This is a genomic window from Photobacterium sp. TLY01, assembly GCF_021432065.1.
In the GTDB taxonomy this organism is placed as follows: Bacteria; Pseudomonadota; Gammaproteobacteria; order Enterobacterales; family Vibrionaceae; genus Photobacterium; species Photobacterium halotolerans_A.
Window position 1 is genome coordinate 1,285,867 of sequence record NZ_CP090365.1, and the last position, 16,800, is coordinate 1,302,666.

Below are 16,800 nucleotides of genomic sequence, written 5' to 3' on the forward strand. Positions count from 1 at the left end.
AATATGCAATCAACTTAATACAATTCAACCGGGACCATAAAATAGCCGGTATCTCGGCCACAGAAAAACACATCAATCAAACATAGGTATTCTGATTATTTTTCCTAATTTCGTTTGTATACTCCGATATTCAGGAATCACCCGGATTAACACAGGCAATAATCCCAGTACAGAAACCGCATACACGAACACGCCGGTTGCGATACCCAAGAGCAATCCCCATAAATGGCTCTCTATTTCAGAGACCACGGCCATGACACAGAAATACATCCATAAAGAAATAAAAAACGGCACCAAAATAGCAGGGAGTACACGGCTGGTCTGCAGCCGGATAACCAGTAAGAAAATCAGGATTACGCAAACCAGAAATAAACCGCCAACCACTAAACGTACAAAAGACAGGCTGTCGGGGTCATCGTATCCGGTCCCATAAAAACTGCCGATCACCAACAAAATCGCCAGACAATCACATTGAAATAACAGCGGCATTCTGGATTTTAAGATCAATACCGTTTGTATCAGCATGTACAAGGTCATCACTATCATTAAAAATGACAAATTCTGCATGACTGGAATCACGCCAATCCATTTTTCTCCCAGCACAACATAGACAAAGTCTTCCGCAATGGCGCACACACCAAAAGAGACAGGCATGGCAAGAAACATGAGCAAGGCCATTTGTGAGTACAGCCGCTCTTTCAGTAAATTGTCCTGATCTTTCAGTTTAGAAAACACGGAAAATGCCCCATGATTCATCGGCGCAAGAAAATCAGTAAACGGGAGCCAGGAAAATTCCTGCCCCATATTATAAAAACCGACATTTCGGCTGTTCAGAATATTACCCAGCAGCAACATATCGACCCGGGATCGCAGATACCCGGACACAGAGACGAGATACAACCACTTGGATATGATCCACTGTTCTTTCCAGTACTGTGTGCACCACCGGGGCCGAAACGGGCAAAGAATATAACTGGTGATCACTTCAATGACGGCCATCAGAATTACACCCGCAATGAGTGCCCAATAATTTCCAATCACCAATGCAACGGCTATGGTACACACACTGCCGAGGGTTTTCGCCACCATCAGCATCATGGTTTCCATTTTAAAGTTGAAGTTTTTTTCGAACAGATCCATGCCCACATTATGGAAAGCAAGAATCAAGGGAATCATGCTGACGACACGAATCACAGTCGCCATCTCTGGCTCGCTGGTATAAATGGCGACCCAATCTGCCGACAGAAATAAAAAAGACGCAGATACCAGACGAAACAACAAATTCAAAGACCAAATGCTGTGCAGTTTATTTTCATCTGTCATATCTTCCATCAGCACATATCTTTTTGTGCCCACAGTCGACAGCGCAATGAAAAAATACACAAAAAACATCGTGAAACCGGCAATCCCATAGTCTTCCGGCGACAGTAAACGCACCAGAACCAGAGTACTGATCAGCCCGATACACCGGTTATACCAAATCGTCATCATCGACCACTTGGCCCCAGAAAATATCGCTTGGGAATACTGATCGGCCATACTTTACTGCCCTTATCCCTGACTGAGCGCCATGTCTTTTGCCAAAACAACTTCGCCATTCAGCTCACGCTGAAACCAGTCGATATAACGTCGCGTGGTATTTTTTAATCGCTCACAGTCTTCGCCTGTAGGCACATAAGGCGTCATGCCAGCCACCAGGCTGGGAGAGTGAAATGACAACACAAACACATCCTGGCCTATCGCCATCTGAGCCTGAGTGATCGCCTGAAGCTGAGCAAGATCATTACCTTCCGGTGACAGACGGTGCCGGCTGAGACGCAGCAACTTACCAAAAATGCGGCTGAGCCCGTTACGATTGACTGTCCGGCACCACGCCGGACACTGATTGGCTTTCTTTTCAACCCGCCTGGAAACCGATAGCCAGGAACTGGTATGGGGAATATGCCGAATTGTATTGTCGACAAAAAGGGCATTGGTATAGTCACTGAAATCCGGCCCTTGCTGATGGCTGAAATCACAGTAAGCACTGATACTGAGATCAACCTGATAGCCCAGTGCTCGCAGGTGCTCACTGGTCCATCGGCCATAGCCGTAGCGTCCCGCAAGATACGTCACCGGAGAGGCGCCTGACACGGCATAAATTCTTTCTGTCAGCCGGCTTATTTTTTCATGCTCAAGTTCGGGTGCCAGATTACAGGGGTAGGATTCAAAATCCGTGACGGCCTGATCCTGAACAATCCCGGGTGGGTTCACCCAGGGATGCAAATGCGCCGCAAATTCAACAGATTCAGCCCCGTTTTCTTGACAGTGGGCGATCACTTCCCTGCCTCCGGCACTGTCAACAAACGGATAGTCCATGGCCAGCGTGATCTTCGCGCCACGCTCAATCAGCTCCCCCATAAAAGGGATCAGAACGTGATGGTGCGTCACAGCCGTATTGGTGCTGTGAAATCCCTGATTCCAGTCAAACTCTTCCTCAGCATGGATCACAACCAGTAGTTTCACGTCCATCGTTTCTCCTGATTCACTGCAATGCCAGCCTGCAACGACACCATTCTGAACTTCTCCCCGAGACGGGATTGTGCTGATGTTGTACGGTCTGCTCAGGTGTTTCTCCAGACAGCCACCCAAGATCAGTTACCATCAGCATGATTTATTTGTGATGTCTCTGTTAAAAATGGCACATGAACCCCAGTGCCACCATGCCAGATCATAAAATTGTCTTACCCGTTTTCAGAATCCATTCATGCCAGCTATCGTCATTTCACCTTCTGCCATTGCGCTAACTGCTTATAATTTCATTTTTTTCTGTTTCCATTCCTGCGGTGATTACGCCAACACGGCACACAGGCTCTGCCGGATCACACAGCTGAGTTATGGTTAATTTGTGGAACTTGCTTCATCTTGTCTCAACATTCTTACCTATACTCGATCTTGAATATTGTTTGATGTTAATCACACTTTTAAAGCAGATATGAGCCGGGAGCGGACTGATGATTTCGAAAGGAATAAAAACCTATTTTGCGACAATCGGTGTTCTCGCTCATGTCGTGATACTTGTCGCCGGTGTGTTTCTGGTGAAACACTGGAGCGCACAAAACCAGACTCTGCCCGCTGCTTTGCGCCAGTCAGCCAGCCATATTGAACAAGCATTTCCAAAGCTGGCACCTGTCAATCAGGCCGTTGCCAGTGTAGCCGGTAACCTTGCCAGCCCTTCATACTTCTGGCGTGAATTTGATACCAGATACTGGCCATCCGTCGGGCCTGAATGGTCATCAGCCGGCCCTCAGTCAGAAACCAGTCAGCCCGCACCGCTCGGCACCCTTTGGGTATCCGATGAACAAAGTTTTGAAAAAGCGTTGGAAGAAGTGTTACCCGGCCAGGACATAGTGGTGAAAAAAGGAACTTATTTTTTCAGCAGCAAACGCCTGAATATCAGCCAGGTTACCCCCTCTGCATCGCGCCCTGTGGCCTTGCGGGCAGAAGAGCCGGGCACAGTGCTGCTGCAGCTCGACGGGTTGGAGGGCATCGTGATTAACCAGCCCTACTGGACAGTCTCCGGGCTGACCTTTCAGGGTGTTTGTCCAACCCCTTCTGATTGCGATCATGCGCTGCACATTGTTGGCGATGCCGACCACAATCTGATTCAGAACAATGTCTTCATTGATTTCAACGCCGCCATCAAGGTCAACCGGATGGCGGATAAGTTTCCCGATCACGGCACGATTCAACGCAACCACTTTTATAACACTCAGCCGAGAGACACCTCGCGATCCGTAACGCCCATCAACCTTGACCATGGCAACGCCTGGACGATCAACCGCAACATCATCCGTGATTTCATCAAATCCGGCGGTAATCAGGTCAGCTACGGCGCTTTTATGAAAGGTGGTAATGAACACGGGATCATAGAAAACAACCTGGTGATCTGTAACAGCACCAGCCGCAAATATGAGGGTTATCAGATTGGTCTGTCACTCGGTGGCGGCGGTATGGAGCAGGAAAACCGGCGAGGACAAACAGATCTTGAAGGGGTCAACCACACGGTCCGTAACAATATCGTCCTGCATTGCAATGACGTGGGGCTTTATATTAATAAGTCTGCCAATTCCCTGATCAACAACAACATTCTCTATCACACCTCCGGCATCGACGTTCGTTTTCCGCAATCCAGTGCCGAACTGGTCAACAACATTGTGAGCGGCAAAATACGGGAACGCGATCAGGGCAAAGCGTCTGCCTCACACAACCTCATTCTTTCCCCGGACTATCTGACCGAAAAACAGCAGATGGACGATTGGTTTACCTCACCAGCAATCGGCAATTTTTCACCGAAAGACGATGAGATCAAAGCAAAACTGACCCGCAGTGCCACTGGCTATCCGGTCGCAACACAGGAAAAAAATCTGTCGGACTTCTGTGGCAACCCGATCAGTGCACAAGATACATTTGCCGGCGCCTTTAAGGACAGTCAGCACTGCTTTCGGACAAGGCCCGACGCTTCAGGGCTCGTCGCTTCAAAGCACGAATCGCTTTCTTCACTGAATAAGTAAAATGCGGATAGCGAAACTGATGGATCGCCAGCCGGCATTCTCGGTTGGCGAACGTTTTTTTGTAGCGGGCAATCCCGCCCATGAAATCGTATCCCAGCGCCCCTTTCTCCCAGGCATCCTGGATCAACAGATAGTGGGCAACCAATCCGGGTTTGAGATGATTATCCCCCGGGCCATAATTGAGCGCACTTAAGTAGAACAGCACCCAGTGGCCATAATGAAAATTATAAATCACCCCCAGATCTTGCTCGCCGGCCTGCAGGTGATGAATCGCAACCTGCCCTTCCGGCAGCCCACGCCGGATCAGTTCGTGATGAAAATGAAGAAAACCGGGATTCGCAAAACCACTTTGTTCTGATTTATTCCCCCACCGACTCATATGGTAGTCCGCCGCATGATTGAAAAATTCAAGCCCCTGGGCGACTGAAACCGCCGTGGTGATTTTCATTTCGCCCAGCGCCCTGTACTTGTTCAGGCTGCGTTTGATCTGATAACGGGCATTTCGCGATAGGAAGCTATCCAGCGTCTGTTGTTGCTCCTTGAGCGGTGCAAAATCCAGCGCAAAAGCCACCGATTCCCAGACCACTTCCTTCTCGATGGCGGCTAAACCCGGACTGGCCGCCGCGGGCTGAGGCAGGTTCATCACAAATTCCACGTCCAGACTGGCGCCAACCTCGAAGGAATCTGTGCCATTCATTTGCGACATCACACAGGCTGTCATCAACGGGCGAACGGTATCAGCGACTGTCTTGTCCATCAGGTAATCGTTATATTCAATCCAGATTTGATCCTGCGCGGGAATACCGGTCCGGTGAAGGCAGAACTGTCGTCCATAAGACAGCCCGGCGATCTTTTTTTCTTTCATGACGACAATGCCCAGGCCGACAATCTTTTCATCTTGCTTAGCAAGAACAACACAAAAATTGTCCACAAAACAATCCAGCCAGGTGCCTATCCAGAGCCAGGATAAAAACAGATTCGGTTCAGCCCGCGCTTCAAGCGCACGCCAGTGTTTTTCTAACCACTTTTGATCGGGGTTCACCATCCACTCACACTGTATCAAGCTGTTTTTACTTTCCATTTCTTGTCCTGCGCCCTAATTGTTCCGTTCGCATCAAGCATAGCAGAGCAACCGGCAACGCACTTTTCAGCGGGTTTCATGGCTGTTTTTTACTGCCACGATGCGTACAACAAACTTTTATGTCAAAGCGATTCGTCGCAGTGTCAAAAATGTGACTATTCTAAAAAAGTCCATCTGAAAATTCTGACAGGGATGATTATGGCTTTTTTACCTCGCACCACCTTTCATGTGCTGGCACTTGCTGGTGTTATCGCTGTCACACTCACTGCCTGCGGCGAGCAGTCTGTCGATGAGTACATGACCAAAGCCGAAACTTATCTCAGCAACAATCAAATCAATGCTGCGGTGATTGAGCTGAAAAATGCAATCCAGCAGCATCCTGATGCCAATCAGGCGCGGCTGATGCTGGGTCAGATTTACCTGGATCAGGGCGATTATGCCAGTGCCGAAAAAGAATTGTTTAAGGCACTCAGAAGTTCAGAGGAAAAAGACAGTATCGAGCCCTTGCTGGCTCAGGCCTATCTGGGACAGAAAAAAACAACCGATATCATAGATCTGGCCCAACATCCACAAAGCCGGCAAGCTGAAGCACTGGCAGACATTTACGCGATTGAATCTCTGGCTTTGCTGCTCGATGACGATCCGGATGGTGCTGAGCAGGCTTACCAGCGGGCTGAAAACACCGGACAAATCACCCTCTATACCCGCCTTGCCAGAGCCAGCTTAGATGCCACCAGCGAGCTCAATGACACGGCGCTGAGCCAGGTCAGCAATATCGTTCGCGTGTATCCCGCCAGCAGTGACGCCTGGCTGCTGAAAGGCCATATCGAAACCAGTATGGGGCATCACAAAGACGCCGCTCAGAGCTATCGAAAAGCCGTAGATACCGCCCCGAAAGCCATACAAAACACCCTGTTTCTGGCACAGGCACTGGTGAAAACGGAACAATACAAAGAAGCAGAAAAGTATGTCGATCATCTGCTGACGGTGTTCAGTGGTCACGTCCTGAGCAATGAACTGAAGGCCACCATTCTTTACGCCGAAGAGAAACAGGCAGAGGCAAAAGTCCACGCCGATCTGGCGATCAGAAACGGCTCCAGAAACCTGCCCACTTACCTGATCTCGGGAGTCGTTGCTTATCATCAGGGCAATTTTGAACAGGCCAATGAACGATTTGAAAAAGTCGCACCTTTTGTCTCGCAAAACCACATGATTCAACGCCTGTATGCGTCCAGCCAGCTGAAACTGGGCGACATTGAAGGCGCCTTGCAAACCATGAATCAGTTTGACGCCACGGACAAAGCAAGCAGTGACTTTATCTCCGATATGAGTCTGGAGCTTGCCAAAATCGGCCGCAAAGATGCCGCGATGTCTCTGGCAGAAAAAGCCAATCACAGTCCGACCACCAGCAAACAGCTCCGTCTGGGGCTGCTTCAGTTAGCCAGTAATGACACCACCGGGGTCGACACTCTCCAGCAGATTCTGGAGACAGACCCAAACCTGACTGAAGCCAATTTGGGGCTGGCCTATTATTACCTGAAACAAGGCCGGATAAACGACGTTCAACAGATTGTCTCGACCTGGCTTGAGCGTAATCCGGACGATCAAACGGCTCAGATGCTGAATGCTCTGGTGCTGCAAATTGAGAAAAAGCCCGATCAGGCGCAAGCCATCTATCAGCAGGTACTGGCAAAAGACCCCAAGAACTTGCAAGCCACGTTGGGGCTTGGCCAAATTGCCGCCAGCCACAATGATGTGGCCACCGCGTTCGGGTATGCCCGCACTGCCTATTCCCATGACCCGGGGAGAAACCTGACCACCCGGGCATTGTACAAATATGGCCAGCTTAGCGGTCAACTGGATGAAGCTGTGTCGCTGGTCGCTTCTCAGGTCGAGGCCCACCCGGATGATACCGCACTGAAATTAGATCTGGCCCGCGGCTATATGCTGCAAAAAAAACCAGATCAGGCACTCAGCCTGATGACGAGCCTGACGCCGCAGCAGCAAACGGCCCAAAGCTGGCGACTGCTGGGTGATATTTATTTCAGTCAGCGAGATTACCGACAGGCCGAGCAGGCTTATGCCCAATGGCTGGCGCAGGATGTGCTCAGCCAGCAAGCCTATATGCGTAATATTCAGATCAAAGAACTGAACAATAAAATGAGAGACAGCCTGCTTCTGGCCGAAAAAGCCGAGCAGTTATTTCAGAACACGGCGGTATTTTCGCTGATGAAAGCCGGGCTTCAGCTGAAAATGGACAATGCCAGCGCCAGTCAGGCCACACTGGATGCATTGCCGGACAAGGTCAAGGCACAAGCTTATTTCATGCGATTACAAGCGCTGAACTACCTGCGGCGCAAAGACTTTACCCGAGCGATTGAATGGCAACGCAAACGCTATGATGCTTCGCCCGGAATCGCCAGCGCCAATGATGTCGCCAGTGCTTATTCGCTCAACCAGCAAACCGACGAAGCTATCAAATTCCTGCAGGGGGTCATCCAAGAGTACGGTGATAAGGCCGCGCCCTTGCGCCTGACACTGGCTCAGTTGCAATTTGAGCAGCAACCTGAACAGGCTATAGCGCAATACCGGCATATTCTGGAACAGCAGCCTGATAATGTCGTGGCTTTGAATAATCTCGCCTGGCTGTACTTGTCTCAGGAAAAGTATCCGCAAGCCTGCGACAGTGCCTCGAAAGCCTTAGGTTTAGCACAGGAGCATCCGCAGATTCAGGATACCTACGGTTATTGTCTGCTGAAATCAGGTCAGGCAGCCACTGCGCTGCCCATGCTGGAAAAAGCCTACCGGCAGGCACAGACTAATCCTGAAATTGCCCTGCACTATGCCGAAAGCCTGCTGGCAAACGACATGAAGGAAAATGCGCGGGAAGTCCTCATTGGTGTGAGCACCTCTGACCCTGAACTGCAGACACTGAAAAACAAACTGGAAGAACAAATCCGGCTGTAAACTCACTGCCCCGCAATGCGGGGCGATAGGTTCATCCTCTTTTCTGCCAGCGTGTAAGGACCCAAAATCATGCTTTTCTGTAGCCGCCGAATCCTATCGACCCTTGTGCCTGTGCTGCTCTGCCTTGGCGGCATGCTGCTGACTGCCGCCAGGGTACAAGCCGCATTACCTGACGTGATTGCGAAAATTAAACCATCAGTCGTCGGGGTCGGGACTTACAACAAACTGGCGACACCGCGGGCAAATTTAATCGGGACAGGTTTTGTCGTCGGTGACGGCACACTGATTGCCACCAATAATCACGTTGTGCCGGCGATTATCGAAGTGGACAGAAATACCGGGTTTGTTGTCTTTGTCGGGACAGGCGCTTCACCGGATGTCCGCACCGCAACCGTGATTGCGCGTGACAGCGAGCACGATCTGGCCTTATTGAAAATCACGGGCAGCCCCTTACCCAGCCTGTCGCTTTCCCCCCGCCCGGTGCGTGAAGGCGAAATATACAGCTTCACGGGCTTTCCAATTGGTGCCGTGCTCGGCCTGTATCCGGTGACACACAGAGGCATGGTGTCCAGCATCACGCCGGTTGCCGTCCCGGCCCGCACAGCCAAAGAGCTTTCAGTTGCTCGCCTCAAACACCTGAAAAATCCTTTTGTCGTCTACCAGTTTGATGCCACAGCCTACCCCGGAAACAGCGGCAGTCCGGTCTACCATCAGGACACAGGTGAAGTCATTGCCGTCATCAATAAAGTACTCGTACAAACCAGCAAGGAAAATGCACTGAGCCAGCCGAGTGCCATCACATATGCCATACCCATCCGGCATCTGAATCAGCTGTTAAGCGCACGCAATCAACCATGAGCCAGCATGCGGAACCGATCGCACTGTATGTTTTACTGAAAGAGCGGCAATTACTGATCTGGACATGGCTGCTCTTTGTTTTATATGCCTTATTTATCGCAGGGCTGACCTTAATGCCGGCTGCAGAGAAAGGCTCACTGGCCGATCTGGACAGTTACGGTATCTCCGGTCTGGACAAACTGCTTCATGTGCTGACCTATCTGCTTTTCGCCATGCTGGCACTTTGTGTCAGCCGGCAATACCGTTTTTACATGAGTATGCTTATCGGGCTGATGCTGTTTGGCAGTTTACTCGAAGTTTTTCAGGGCATTCTTCATCTTGGGCGCGAGAGCTCTTTTTCCGATGCCGTGGCAAATCTTTCTGGAGTCATACTGGGCGGGTTGCTATCTTGTTACCTGGAACGGCATGCTGCCCAGAAAAGCAATCGAAATCGCTAACTGAATGCACACACCGGGAGAACGTCCTTATTTTCCGGACGACGTTCCACTCACGATTCTTACAAAACAATGGAGACTTTGAATGAAGCGCGCTCTGCTCTTTTCTGCCATGATCGCAGGAGCATCCTTACTGGCAGGCTGTTCAGACAACGAAGTCGGTGACGTCAGTCTGGGCGTATTTACCACAAAAGACATCAAACTGAATGTACTCAGCGATCCGCTGGTCCCTGGTGTCACTTGCCACATTGCCAGCATCGAAGCGGATCTGGATTTTTCCGATCCCAGTGACTCATCCATTTCCTGCCGGCAAACCGGCGAAATTACCCCCGAAATGATCGCCGCAATTGATAAATCGAAATCGGGTGATGTGGTCTTCAAGAAGTCAAAAAGTGTCTTTTTCAAAACCATGAAAATTCGCCGGGTCTTTGATCACGACAGCCAAACCCTGATGTATTTGTCTTATTCCACCAAAGAAACATCAGGCAGCTATAAACACAGCCTGTCCACGGTGCCACTGTGGGGAACGAAAGCGTATCAGGCGCCTGCCGCGCCACAAGCACAGTAACGGATCACCCTCATTCAGGTTACTGTTTACATTCAGTAACAAAAACACATGCATACTGCATCGCAGCTCTGATCATTCACAGAGCTGCTGCAGGTGTGCGCCCAGCCAGTCTCTCTTCCCGCTTTCTCAACCACTTAAGTCGCTATTTTCGATCACTAAGTTAGATTTTTACCGCAAATACAATACAGTGATATCTTGACGCTCCACCTAAAGCCGCATTTAATTATTTAACAAGATAATAACAACCACGGAATGGAACATTACAATGACTTTGCCTTTACAGCCAAACACATTAAGGGATTCGCTCATGACGCAAGCATTACCTCATGAACGCATGTTGAAATGGGCAGAAGAGCGCCCGGATGACATTTTTCTCCGCCAGATCATCAACCGACAGTTTACCGATTTTACCTACGTTGAAGTCGTCGACAAGGCGTTGCGGCTTGTCAGCGCGTTACGTGCTCAGGGCCTCATGCCTGGCGACAAAGTGGGTTTGATCTCAAAAAACTGCGCAGAATGGTATATCTGCGATCTGGCCATGATGCTCGGCAGTTATATCAGCGTGCCTGTCTTTCCGACAGCCGGCGCAGACACCATAGAACACTGCCTGACGCACAGTGAAGCCAAGCTGGTTTTCATTGGAAAACTGGATGATAACCGCGCGATCAATACCGTCTGTCAGAACCTGGAAGAGCTTATCACGGTCAGCTTCCCGTACCCGAATACCCCCGAGTGCCATCATTCATTCAATGCGCTCATCGACTCGCACGCACCGAGTGAAGAGCGCCCGTCCCATCAGGACGAGGATGTGATGTCGCTGGTGTACACATCCGGCACATCAGGTTTACCCAAAGGGGCCATTCTCTCTTATGGCGGCTTTGCTTTTTCAGCGCAAAACCTCATAGAGCACATCGGTATCGTCGACAACGAACGTCTGTTCTCCTACTTGCCTCTGGCGCACATCACCGAACGTGTTTATATTCTGGGCACATCAATGATGGCCGGTGTACAGGTGGCTTTCCCTGAGTCACTGGATACTTTCATTGAAGATGTGAAAATGCACCGCCCGACATTATTTATCTCCGTCCCCCGCCTCTGGACGGTCTTCCAGCAGCGGATTCTGGAAAAACTACCACAGGCAAAACTGAACATTCTGCTGAAAATTCCTTTTGTGTCTGGTCTCATCAAACGCAAACTGGCAGACGGTTTAGGCCTGAATGAAGCACGCGTGCTCGGCTGCGGTTCAGCACCAGTTTCACCGGCACTGTTGCGCTGGTATGAAAGCATCGGGCTCAATATCACTGAAGCCTGGGGAATGACGGAAAACTATGCCTATGGCACGCTCAATCTGCCATATCGCAGCGACAAAATCGGGACAGTCGGCAGCGCGGGTCCGGGCGTAGACATCAAGATCGCAGAAGATGATGAAATTCTGGTGCGCAGCAAAGGCCTGTTTTCCGGTTACTACAAAAACGACATTGCGACCAAAGAAAGCTTTAATGATGAAGGCTGGCTGCATACCGGTGATCTGGGCAGTCTGGATGAAGAAGGCTTCCTGACGATTCAGGGCCGCAAAAAAGACAATTTCAAAACTGCAAAAGGCAAATTCGTTTCACCGGTTCCGATCGAAAAACGCCTCTTTGAACTCTGTGGCATTGAAATGATGTGTGTGGTGGGTTCAGGGATGCCCGCCCCTATTCTGCTGGCGGTCGCACATGCTTACCCTAATTTTGACCGGGACAGATATGCGAAAAAAGTGAGCCGGGCAATCGAAACCATCAATAAAGAATTGGAATCACACGCGAAGATCAAAGGCGTGCTGATGATCAAGGAACCCTGGAGTATTGAGAACGGTGTTTTGACCCCGACACTGAAGATCAAGCGTCATCTGCTGGAAAAACAGTATCACGATACCGGCTGTAACTGGCCAAAAGATCAACTGATTCAGTGGGAAGAATAAACACGGCCGCCGTGACAACAAGTGGTCTTTTACATATGTAAATAAACGGGCAGCTCAAAGCTGCCCGAATTTTTTGCAGAGAACGAATGGGTTATTCGTAATCGGCGTACGGATTCACTGTTGGCAATGCAATGGCTTCACCAAAGGCTGACAATGTCAGGCTGTCTTGTGTCATGGTTACCGAGGTTTCATCCATCACAGACTCACCAAAGGAGTAACGAACTTCTTCCTGTCCCTGACAAGCCTGTCGATCTCGCACAGTCGTCGCTTCCCGTACCTTCACATTACGTGCAAGATACTCAGCAATCGCCAGCTGACCGTATTTCTTTTGCAACATCGCCAGCGTTTTCTGTGGCGACAGCACCAGCGCGGACGCGTTGTTGCCACCAAAACCTTTGGCGTTAATAATCACGCCCTGCATATCATCACCGGCTGTGCCGGCAAAGTAATGATCCATCAAGATATTCAGATTGGACTGGTGCACATCATCGGCAATATGATCAATGGTTTTGATGCCCGGAATCCAGCCGTACTGCCAGACCCCCAGCGAAGCAATCAGCTGATCGCCGGCCGCCGCACTCATAGAATGACCGACATAAGATTTAATCGCCGTCACCGGCCAGTTTTCAATGCCGAAGGTCTTCGCCACCTCATTGAGTATGTGGCTTTCTGTGACGCGGTTTTGCGGTGTGCCTGTACCATGTGCCTGCACAAAGGTTTTCTTCACACCGTCCGGGCCGAGAATAGCCTGTGCCAGTGCCGCAGCCTTAGCCACAGTGACATAGTTGCCCACACCCGGCGCAGAAATCGATTTTTTATTGCCGTCAGCGTTGATAAACACATCGGCAGCAGAACCATAAATGTTCGCCCCCAGCTTCAGGGCCAGTTCTTCTTCCATCAGCACCACAAACTGGGCGGACTCGGCCATGGTAAACCCGGCATTATCAGAAAACGGACGGCAGGCCCGGCGGTTATCTACGGTTTCACTGTCATCCAGTGCGCAGAGCTGAGCGTCTTCAGCTAACGCACCCATCACGCGAAATCCTTCCATGATTTCAGACACCACTGGCGCTTCGGCGTTTCCGACAATCGCCACTTTGGCCGCACCACTTTGGATGTCTTGCATGCCTTGACGCAAATTGTACAGGAAGGTTGCACAAGCCCCCATATTGGTGCCTGTTGTACCCACGCTGTTAATCACATAGCCATTGATGAAATCGGCTGGCATTTCAGCCAGCGATAAAGCCATCATTTTTGAGCTGACCCGACCGCCCGTAAGTGGTGCGGCAACCATACCGGCTATGGACTGATCATCAATTTGCGCCAGCGCACTACCGGCATATACAGCAACTTCGTCAGGACGGATATGGGTCAGTATTTCCGACCAGTCAACACCCAGGGAATTGAGCGCATCGGAAGCACCGTAAATGGTCAGTTGCAACCCGCGAGGGTGGAACCGAGAGTTATACAATTTACCCGGTTCAAAGCCACGGGGAATATTGCCGCCGCTGCTGACAGGGAAAGTGACATAATCGGCCAGCAGTGCATCCAACTCACCCGTGACGGTAATATGAACTTTGCTACCCTCTTCTTCCAATTGCCAGCTCTCCGGCACGTGCGCGGGCAGCTTAGATTTGCGCAGCGTGAAACAGATCTGTTCCTGACCGCCTGAAATCGCAGCTTTATATTGCTGCAGTACACGATCAGGATCGAAGGTTTCAATGCGACGAATTAAGGTGCCGTCTTTGATCGCCTCAATCACAGTGTCAGTGATGTCACCGTCTGCCAGCCCCATTCGGTGCGCCAGATCCTGCCAGGTTGAATGCATATCGCTGGCCGGCAGTATGTCTGCCAGCATGCGTTTATAACTGTGAAAACCTGAACTACGACCTGCGGCATTGATACCGCCCATTCCGACAATCAGAGGTAATTTCATTGTATGCTTCTTGCTTCATGATTTATTTGTCTATCAGATTACCAAGTTCCACTGGCATTTCACCTGGCTTTTACGCCATAATTACTGACATCAACGCCAAAACTGCTCAAGATGACAAATTTGTGTCTGGATGAACTGCCGGCTTCAGCTCAGGTTCAGAAAATATCGCCCCGTTTCATTTGCCATCATGTTTAAAACAGAGTGCTGACCATGAAGATTGCCTTTGTCCTGTATCCACGTGCGTTAATCACGGGTATTTCTCTTGCTGCAGAGATGCTGAGCAGTGCTGCCAGTCTGAGACCCAAACAGGATCAGAGGTCAAAACCTGTTTCAATTTCCGTTGTTGCAGAGAGCCTTTCGCCACCAGCGGTCAAATCCGGGTTGCGGTTACAACCGGATCTGACCCTGAAAGCATCCGGACAGTTCGATTTTGTGATTCTGCCGCCTATTTGGGGCAATCCGATTTCTGCGCTGAAGCAATGTCCGGGGCTGGTGCCATGGCTAACTCAACAGTATCAGCAGGGCGCTAAAATTATCGCGACTGGTACCGGTGTCTGCTGGCTGGCCGAAACCGGACTGCTTGATCAGCAAGTTGCGACCACGCATTGGTATTACTACGATAAATTTGCCGCGCGCTACCCGGCTGTGGTGCTGAACCGTCAGGCATCCATTACTGTGGCGAATGGTTTGTATTGTACTGTTAGTATCAACTCGCAATCAGAGCTGATTCTGTACTTAATCCGTGAGCATTTTGGCCAGAGTGTGGCAAAAACGGTTGAAACACATTTCGGGCACGAAATTTCTCAGTCAGATCAGCAACCCTTCTATCAGATAGGGGGAGAAGTTCAGTTTGATGAGTCTATCGCGCTGGCGCAAGACTGGCTCAAACGCAACTTATCCCGGCCTATCACCGCAAAAGACGTGGCTGAGCAGTGCGGCCTGCCATTGCGGACATTTCAACGCCGGTTTAAAACCCAGGTCGGCCAGACCCCGCATGAGTATTTACAGTCTTTGCGCATGGAAGCGGCACAAATCTTATTACGTGATTTTGGACTGTCGCTTCAGGATGTCGCAGAACAAGTCGGTTACCGCGACGCCCATCATTTCAGTACCCGGTTTCAGCAGCAGTTTACATTGAGCCCGTCTCAGTACCGTCACATGGTCAAAGCGAAGATCTATCAGGCCTGAATTCCTCAGTTCTGAGATTCAGCATCACTTAATTGCCGGATCAATCATTTAGCCTGCTTCTCTGCCCCACTGATAGTCACCCAGTCGCTATGCTATGAGTAACTAACAACTCAATAAGATCTCGGGTTCAACTGGGTAATGTCTGTCTCGATGAACTGGAAAATCAAGTGATGTATGGTCGTCTCCCAGTGTTTTTCATGCTGTTTGTCGCCTGCTCTGCTGCCAGCGCCCCCCCACAGCCGTTGCCGACCAGCACCACAAAACTGGATGACCGCTCCTGCCGGTTAGACCTGTACCATCTGGCCAGAAATCAGGACAACAACATTGAACCGGACTTTCAGATGGCGCTCGTCGCGGATCACGGCTTTAACCGGCGTTATGTCGCGCTGAAAGCTGACATCTCTTATCCGCATGGCTTCGAAAATTTCAGTTATTTTCGAACCGGTCAGCCTGTTGAAATTTTCACTGCGGACTGGAAGAAGTATTACGGCAGTCTGAACCTGTCGGACACCTCCCGCAGCTACAGCATTTCCCATTTGGTCAGATTGGGCAGCACAAACCCAAGACAAGCATTTGATCTCCTGGTCAGACTAATCGTCGAAGATGAAGGTCGTTTCGAGTTCCACAGTGCCAACAAGCACTATCGGTTCTATCTGGAGGAAGGGCACCTGGATGATTTTTTACAGTGTCTGAGCAATCAGGTGACAAAATAATAAAAATCAACATGATGTTGTCTCAAACACAAAGGTTACAGCCACAGAAATAACAAACGCCAGCACTGTGTGCTGGCGTCCGGTATCTGGCATGGGTCGAGTTTTATCGGCTTTGAACCGGCTCGTATTCCCCTTCAATGACACGCCCTTTTGGCGTCATCTCATCCGTTTGCGCGGCATTGAACGTGGCAAATTCTTTCGCGAGTTTGCGCTTGAGAAACGGCTGAGCAATCAATGCAATCAACGCCATGGTCAATCCCATGACTGCCGCAAAGGTCAACGCAAAGAAACCGACAACCAGTGCAATCACACCAGTAAGGATATTTTTCATCAGTCACCTCATTATCAGGTACAGGACACAGGAAAATACCTTTATCCAGGCGCCCAGCCTCGCACAGTAAAGTTGAATGTAACTTGAACGGACGACAAGTTATCAGCATTTTTTCGCTTCTCGTGAAGTGAAATAGGGAGCTATTTCCAGGTTACTGATGACACCCCCTCTGATTTCACCTGACAGTCTTCGAGATGATTCACTTTTCTTG

The 16,800-nt window shown here is 50.1% G+C and carries 13 protein-coding genes; 8 read left to right on the forward strand and 5 right to left on the reverse strand.

Going from position 1 to position 16,800, the window contains the following annotated elements; translation table 11 throughout:
- Positions 1 to 72: 72 nt before the first annotated feature.
- Together LN341_RS21495 and LN341_RS21500 are read right to left on the reverse strand one after the other, a co-directional pair.
- Positions 73 to 1,539, reverse strand: a complete 1,467-nt coding sequence (locus tag LN341_RS21495) for an oligosaccharide flippase family protein (RefSeq protein ID WP_234205782.1) — start codon at positions 1,537 to 1,539, stop codon at positions 73 to 75.
- A gap of 12 nt (positions 1,540 to 1,551) precedes the next feature.
- Positions 1,552 to 2,511 (reverse strand): hypothetical protein, encoded by a 960-nt coding sequence (locus LN341_RS21500; protein ID WP_046220250.1) that lies wholly within the window; start codon positions 2,509 to 2,511, stop codon positions 1,552 to 1,554.
- A 482-nt stretch (positions 2,512 to 2,993) separates the two neighbouring features.
- On the opposite strand from LN341_RS21500, the gene LN341_RS21505 reads away from it, so the two are divergent.
- Positions 2,994 to 4,553: a right-handed parallel beta-helix repeat-containing protein gene (locus tag LN341_RS21505; protein ID WP_234205784.1), complete on the forward strand. Its 1,560-nt coding sequence runs from the start codon at positions 2,994 to 2,996 to the stop codon at positions 4,551 to 4,553.
- Here LN341_RS21505 and LN341_RS21510 read toward each other — a convergent pair.
- The gene (locus LN341_RS21510; protein ID WP_234205785.1) at positions 4,462 to 5,634 is read right to left on the reverse strand and encodes a GNAT family N-acetyltransferase; all 1,173 of its coding nucleotides are present in this window, start codon (positions 5,632 to 5,634) and stop codon (positions 4,462 to 4,464) included. The genes LN341_RS21505 and LN341_RS21510 overlap by 92 nt on opposite strands.
- Before the next feature lie 198 nt (positions 5,635 to 5,832).
- On the opposite strand from LN341_RS21510, the gene prsT reads away from it, so the two are divergent.
- The 5 genes from prsT (at position 5,833) to LN341_RS21535 (ending at position 12,421) form a co-directional block, all read left to right on the forward strand.
- Entirely contained in the window at positions 5,833 to 8,601 is a 2,769-nt protein-coding gene (gene prsT, locus LN341_RS21515; protein ID WP_234205788.1) for an XrtA/PEP-CTERM system TPR-repeat protein PrsT, read from the forward strand.
- Positions 8,602 to 8,670: 69 nt separating this feature from the next.
- Positions 8,671 to 9,459, forward strand: coding sequence for a serine protease (locus LN341_RS21520; protein WP_234205790.1), 789 nt, complete (start codon positions 8,671 to 8,673; stop codon positions 9,457 to 9,459).
- Positions 9,456 to 9,896: a hypothetical protein gene (locus LN341_RS21525; protein WP_234205791.1), complete on the forward strand. Its 441-nt coding sequence runs from the start codon at positions 9,456 to 9,458 to the stop codon at positions 9,894 to 9,896. The genes LN341_RS21520 and LN341_RS21525 overlap by 4 nt, the downstream gene beginning before the upstream one ends.
- 82 nt (positions 9,897 to 9,978) lie before the next feature.
- On the forward strand, positions 9,979 to 10,461 hold the full coding sequence (locus LN341_RS21530; RefSeq protein WP_234205793.1) for a CreA family protein: 483 nt from the start codon (positions 9,979 to 9,981) through the stop codon (positions 10,459 to 10,461).
- Positions 10,462 to 10,768: 307 nt separating this feature from the next.
- Positions 10,769 to 12,421, forward strand: coding sequence for an AMP-binding protein (locus LN341_RS21535; RefSeq protein WP_234205795.1), 1,653 nt, complete (start codon positions 10,769 to 10,771; stop codon positions 12,419 to 12,421).
- Positions 12,422 to 12,512: 91 nt separating this feature from the next.
- Here the strand turns inward: LN341_RS21535 and LN341_RS21540 are convergent, their stop codons facing one another.
- Positions 12,513 to 14,357: a beta-ketoacyl synthase gene (locus LN341_RS21540; protein WP_234205797.1), complete on the reverse strand. Its 1,845-nt coding sequence runs from the start codon at positions 14,355 to 14,357 to the stop codon at positions 12,513 to 12,515.
- A gap of 210 nt (positions 14,358 to 14,567) precedes the next feature.
- Between LN341_RS21540 and LN341_RS21545 the strand changes: the two genes are divergently transcribed.
- Both LN341_RS21545 and LN341_RS21550 read left to right on the forward strand, forming a co-directional pair.
- The gene (locus tag LN341_RS21545) at positions 14,568 to 15,545 is read left to right on the forward strand and encodes a GlxA family transcriptional regulator (RefSeq protein WP_234205798.1); all 978 of its coding nucleotides are present in this window, start codon (positions 14,568 to 14,570) and stop codon (positions 15,543 to 15,545) included.
- 170 nt (positions 15,546 to 15,715) lie between these two features.
- Positions 15,716 to 16,258 (forward strand): hypothetical protein, encoded by a 543-nt coding sequence (locus LN341_RS21550; RefSeq protein WP_052729942.1) that lies wholly within the window; start codon positions 15,716 to 15,718, stop codon positions 16,256 to 16,258.
- Between the two features lie 103 nt (positions 16,259 to 16,361).
- Here LN341_RS21550 and LN341_RS21555 read toward each other — a convergent pair whose 3' ends face one another.
- The gene (locus LN341_RS21555; RefSeq protein WP_046220242.1) at positions 16,362 to 16,589 is read right to left on the reverse strand and encodes a hypothetical protein; all 228 of its coding nucleotides are present in this window, start codon (positions 16,587 to 16,589) and stop codon (positions 16,362 to 16,364) included.
- Between the last annotated feature and the right edge of the window lie 211 nt (positions 16,590 to 16,800).

What these genes read in the sequence shown, in the direction of transcription:
- LN341_RS21500 (WP_046220250.1), bottom strand. Translation starts at nt 2,511, where the DNA reads ATGGACGTGAAACTACTGGTTGTGATCCATGCTGAGGAAGAGTTTGAC.
- LN341_RS21495 (WP_234205782.1), bottom strand. Translation starts at nt 1,539, where the DNA reads ATGGCCGATCAGTATTCCCAAGCGATATTTTCTGGGGCCAAGTGGTCG.
- LN341_RS21510 (WP_234205785.1), bottom strand. Translation starts at nt 5,634, where the DNA reads ATGGAAAGTAAAAACAGCTTGATACAGTGTGAGTGGATGGTGAACCCC.
- LN341_RS21545 (WP_234205798.1), top strand. Translation starts at nt 14,568, where the DNA reads ATGAAGATTGCCTTTGTCCTGTATCCACGTGCGTTAATCACGGGTATT.
- LN341_RS21505 (WP_234205784.1), top strand. Translation starts at nt 2,994, where the DNA reads ATGATTTCGAAAGGAATAAAAACCTATTTTGCGACAATCGGTGTTCTC.
- LN341_RS21555 (WP_046220242.1), bottom strand. Translation starts at nt 16,589, where the DNA reads ATGAAAAATATCCTTACTGGTGTGATTGCACTGGTTGTCGGTTTCTTT.
- LN341_RS21535 (WP_234205795.1), top strand. Translation starts at nt 10,769, where the DNA reads ATGACGCAAGCATTACCTCATGAACGCATGTTGAAATGGGCAGAAGAG.
- LN341_RS21550 (WP_052729942.1), top strand. Translation starts at nt 15,716, where the DNA reads ATGTATGGTCGTCTCCCAGTGTTTTTCATGCTGTTTGTCGCCTGCTCT.
- LN341_RS21540 (WP_234205797.1), bottom strand. Translation starts at nt 14,357, where the DNA reads ATGAAATTACCTCTGATTGTCGGAATGGGCGGTATCAATGCCGCAGGT.
- prsT (WP_234205788.1), top strand. Translation starts at nt 5,833, where the DNA reads ATGGCTTTTTTACCTCGCACCACCTTTCATGTGCTGGCACTTGCTGGT.
- LN341_RS21530 (WP_234205793.1), top strand. Translation starts at nt 9,979, where the DNA reads ATGAAGCGCGCTCTGCTCTTTTCTGCCATGATCGCAGGAGCATCCTTA.
- LN341_RS21525 (WP_234205791.1), top strand. Translation starts at nt 9,456, where the DNA reads ATGAGCCAGCATGCGGAACCGATCGCACTGTATGTTTTACTGAAAGAG.
- LN341_RS21520 (WP_234205790.1), top strand. Translation starts at nt 8,671, where the DNA reads ATGCTTTTCTGTAGCCGCCGAATCCTATCGACCCTTGTGCCTGTGCTG.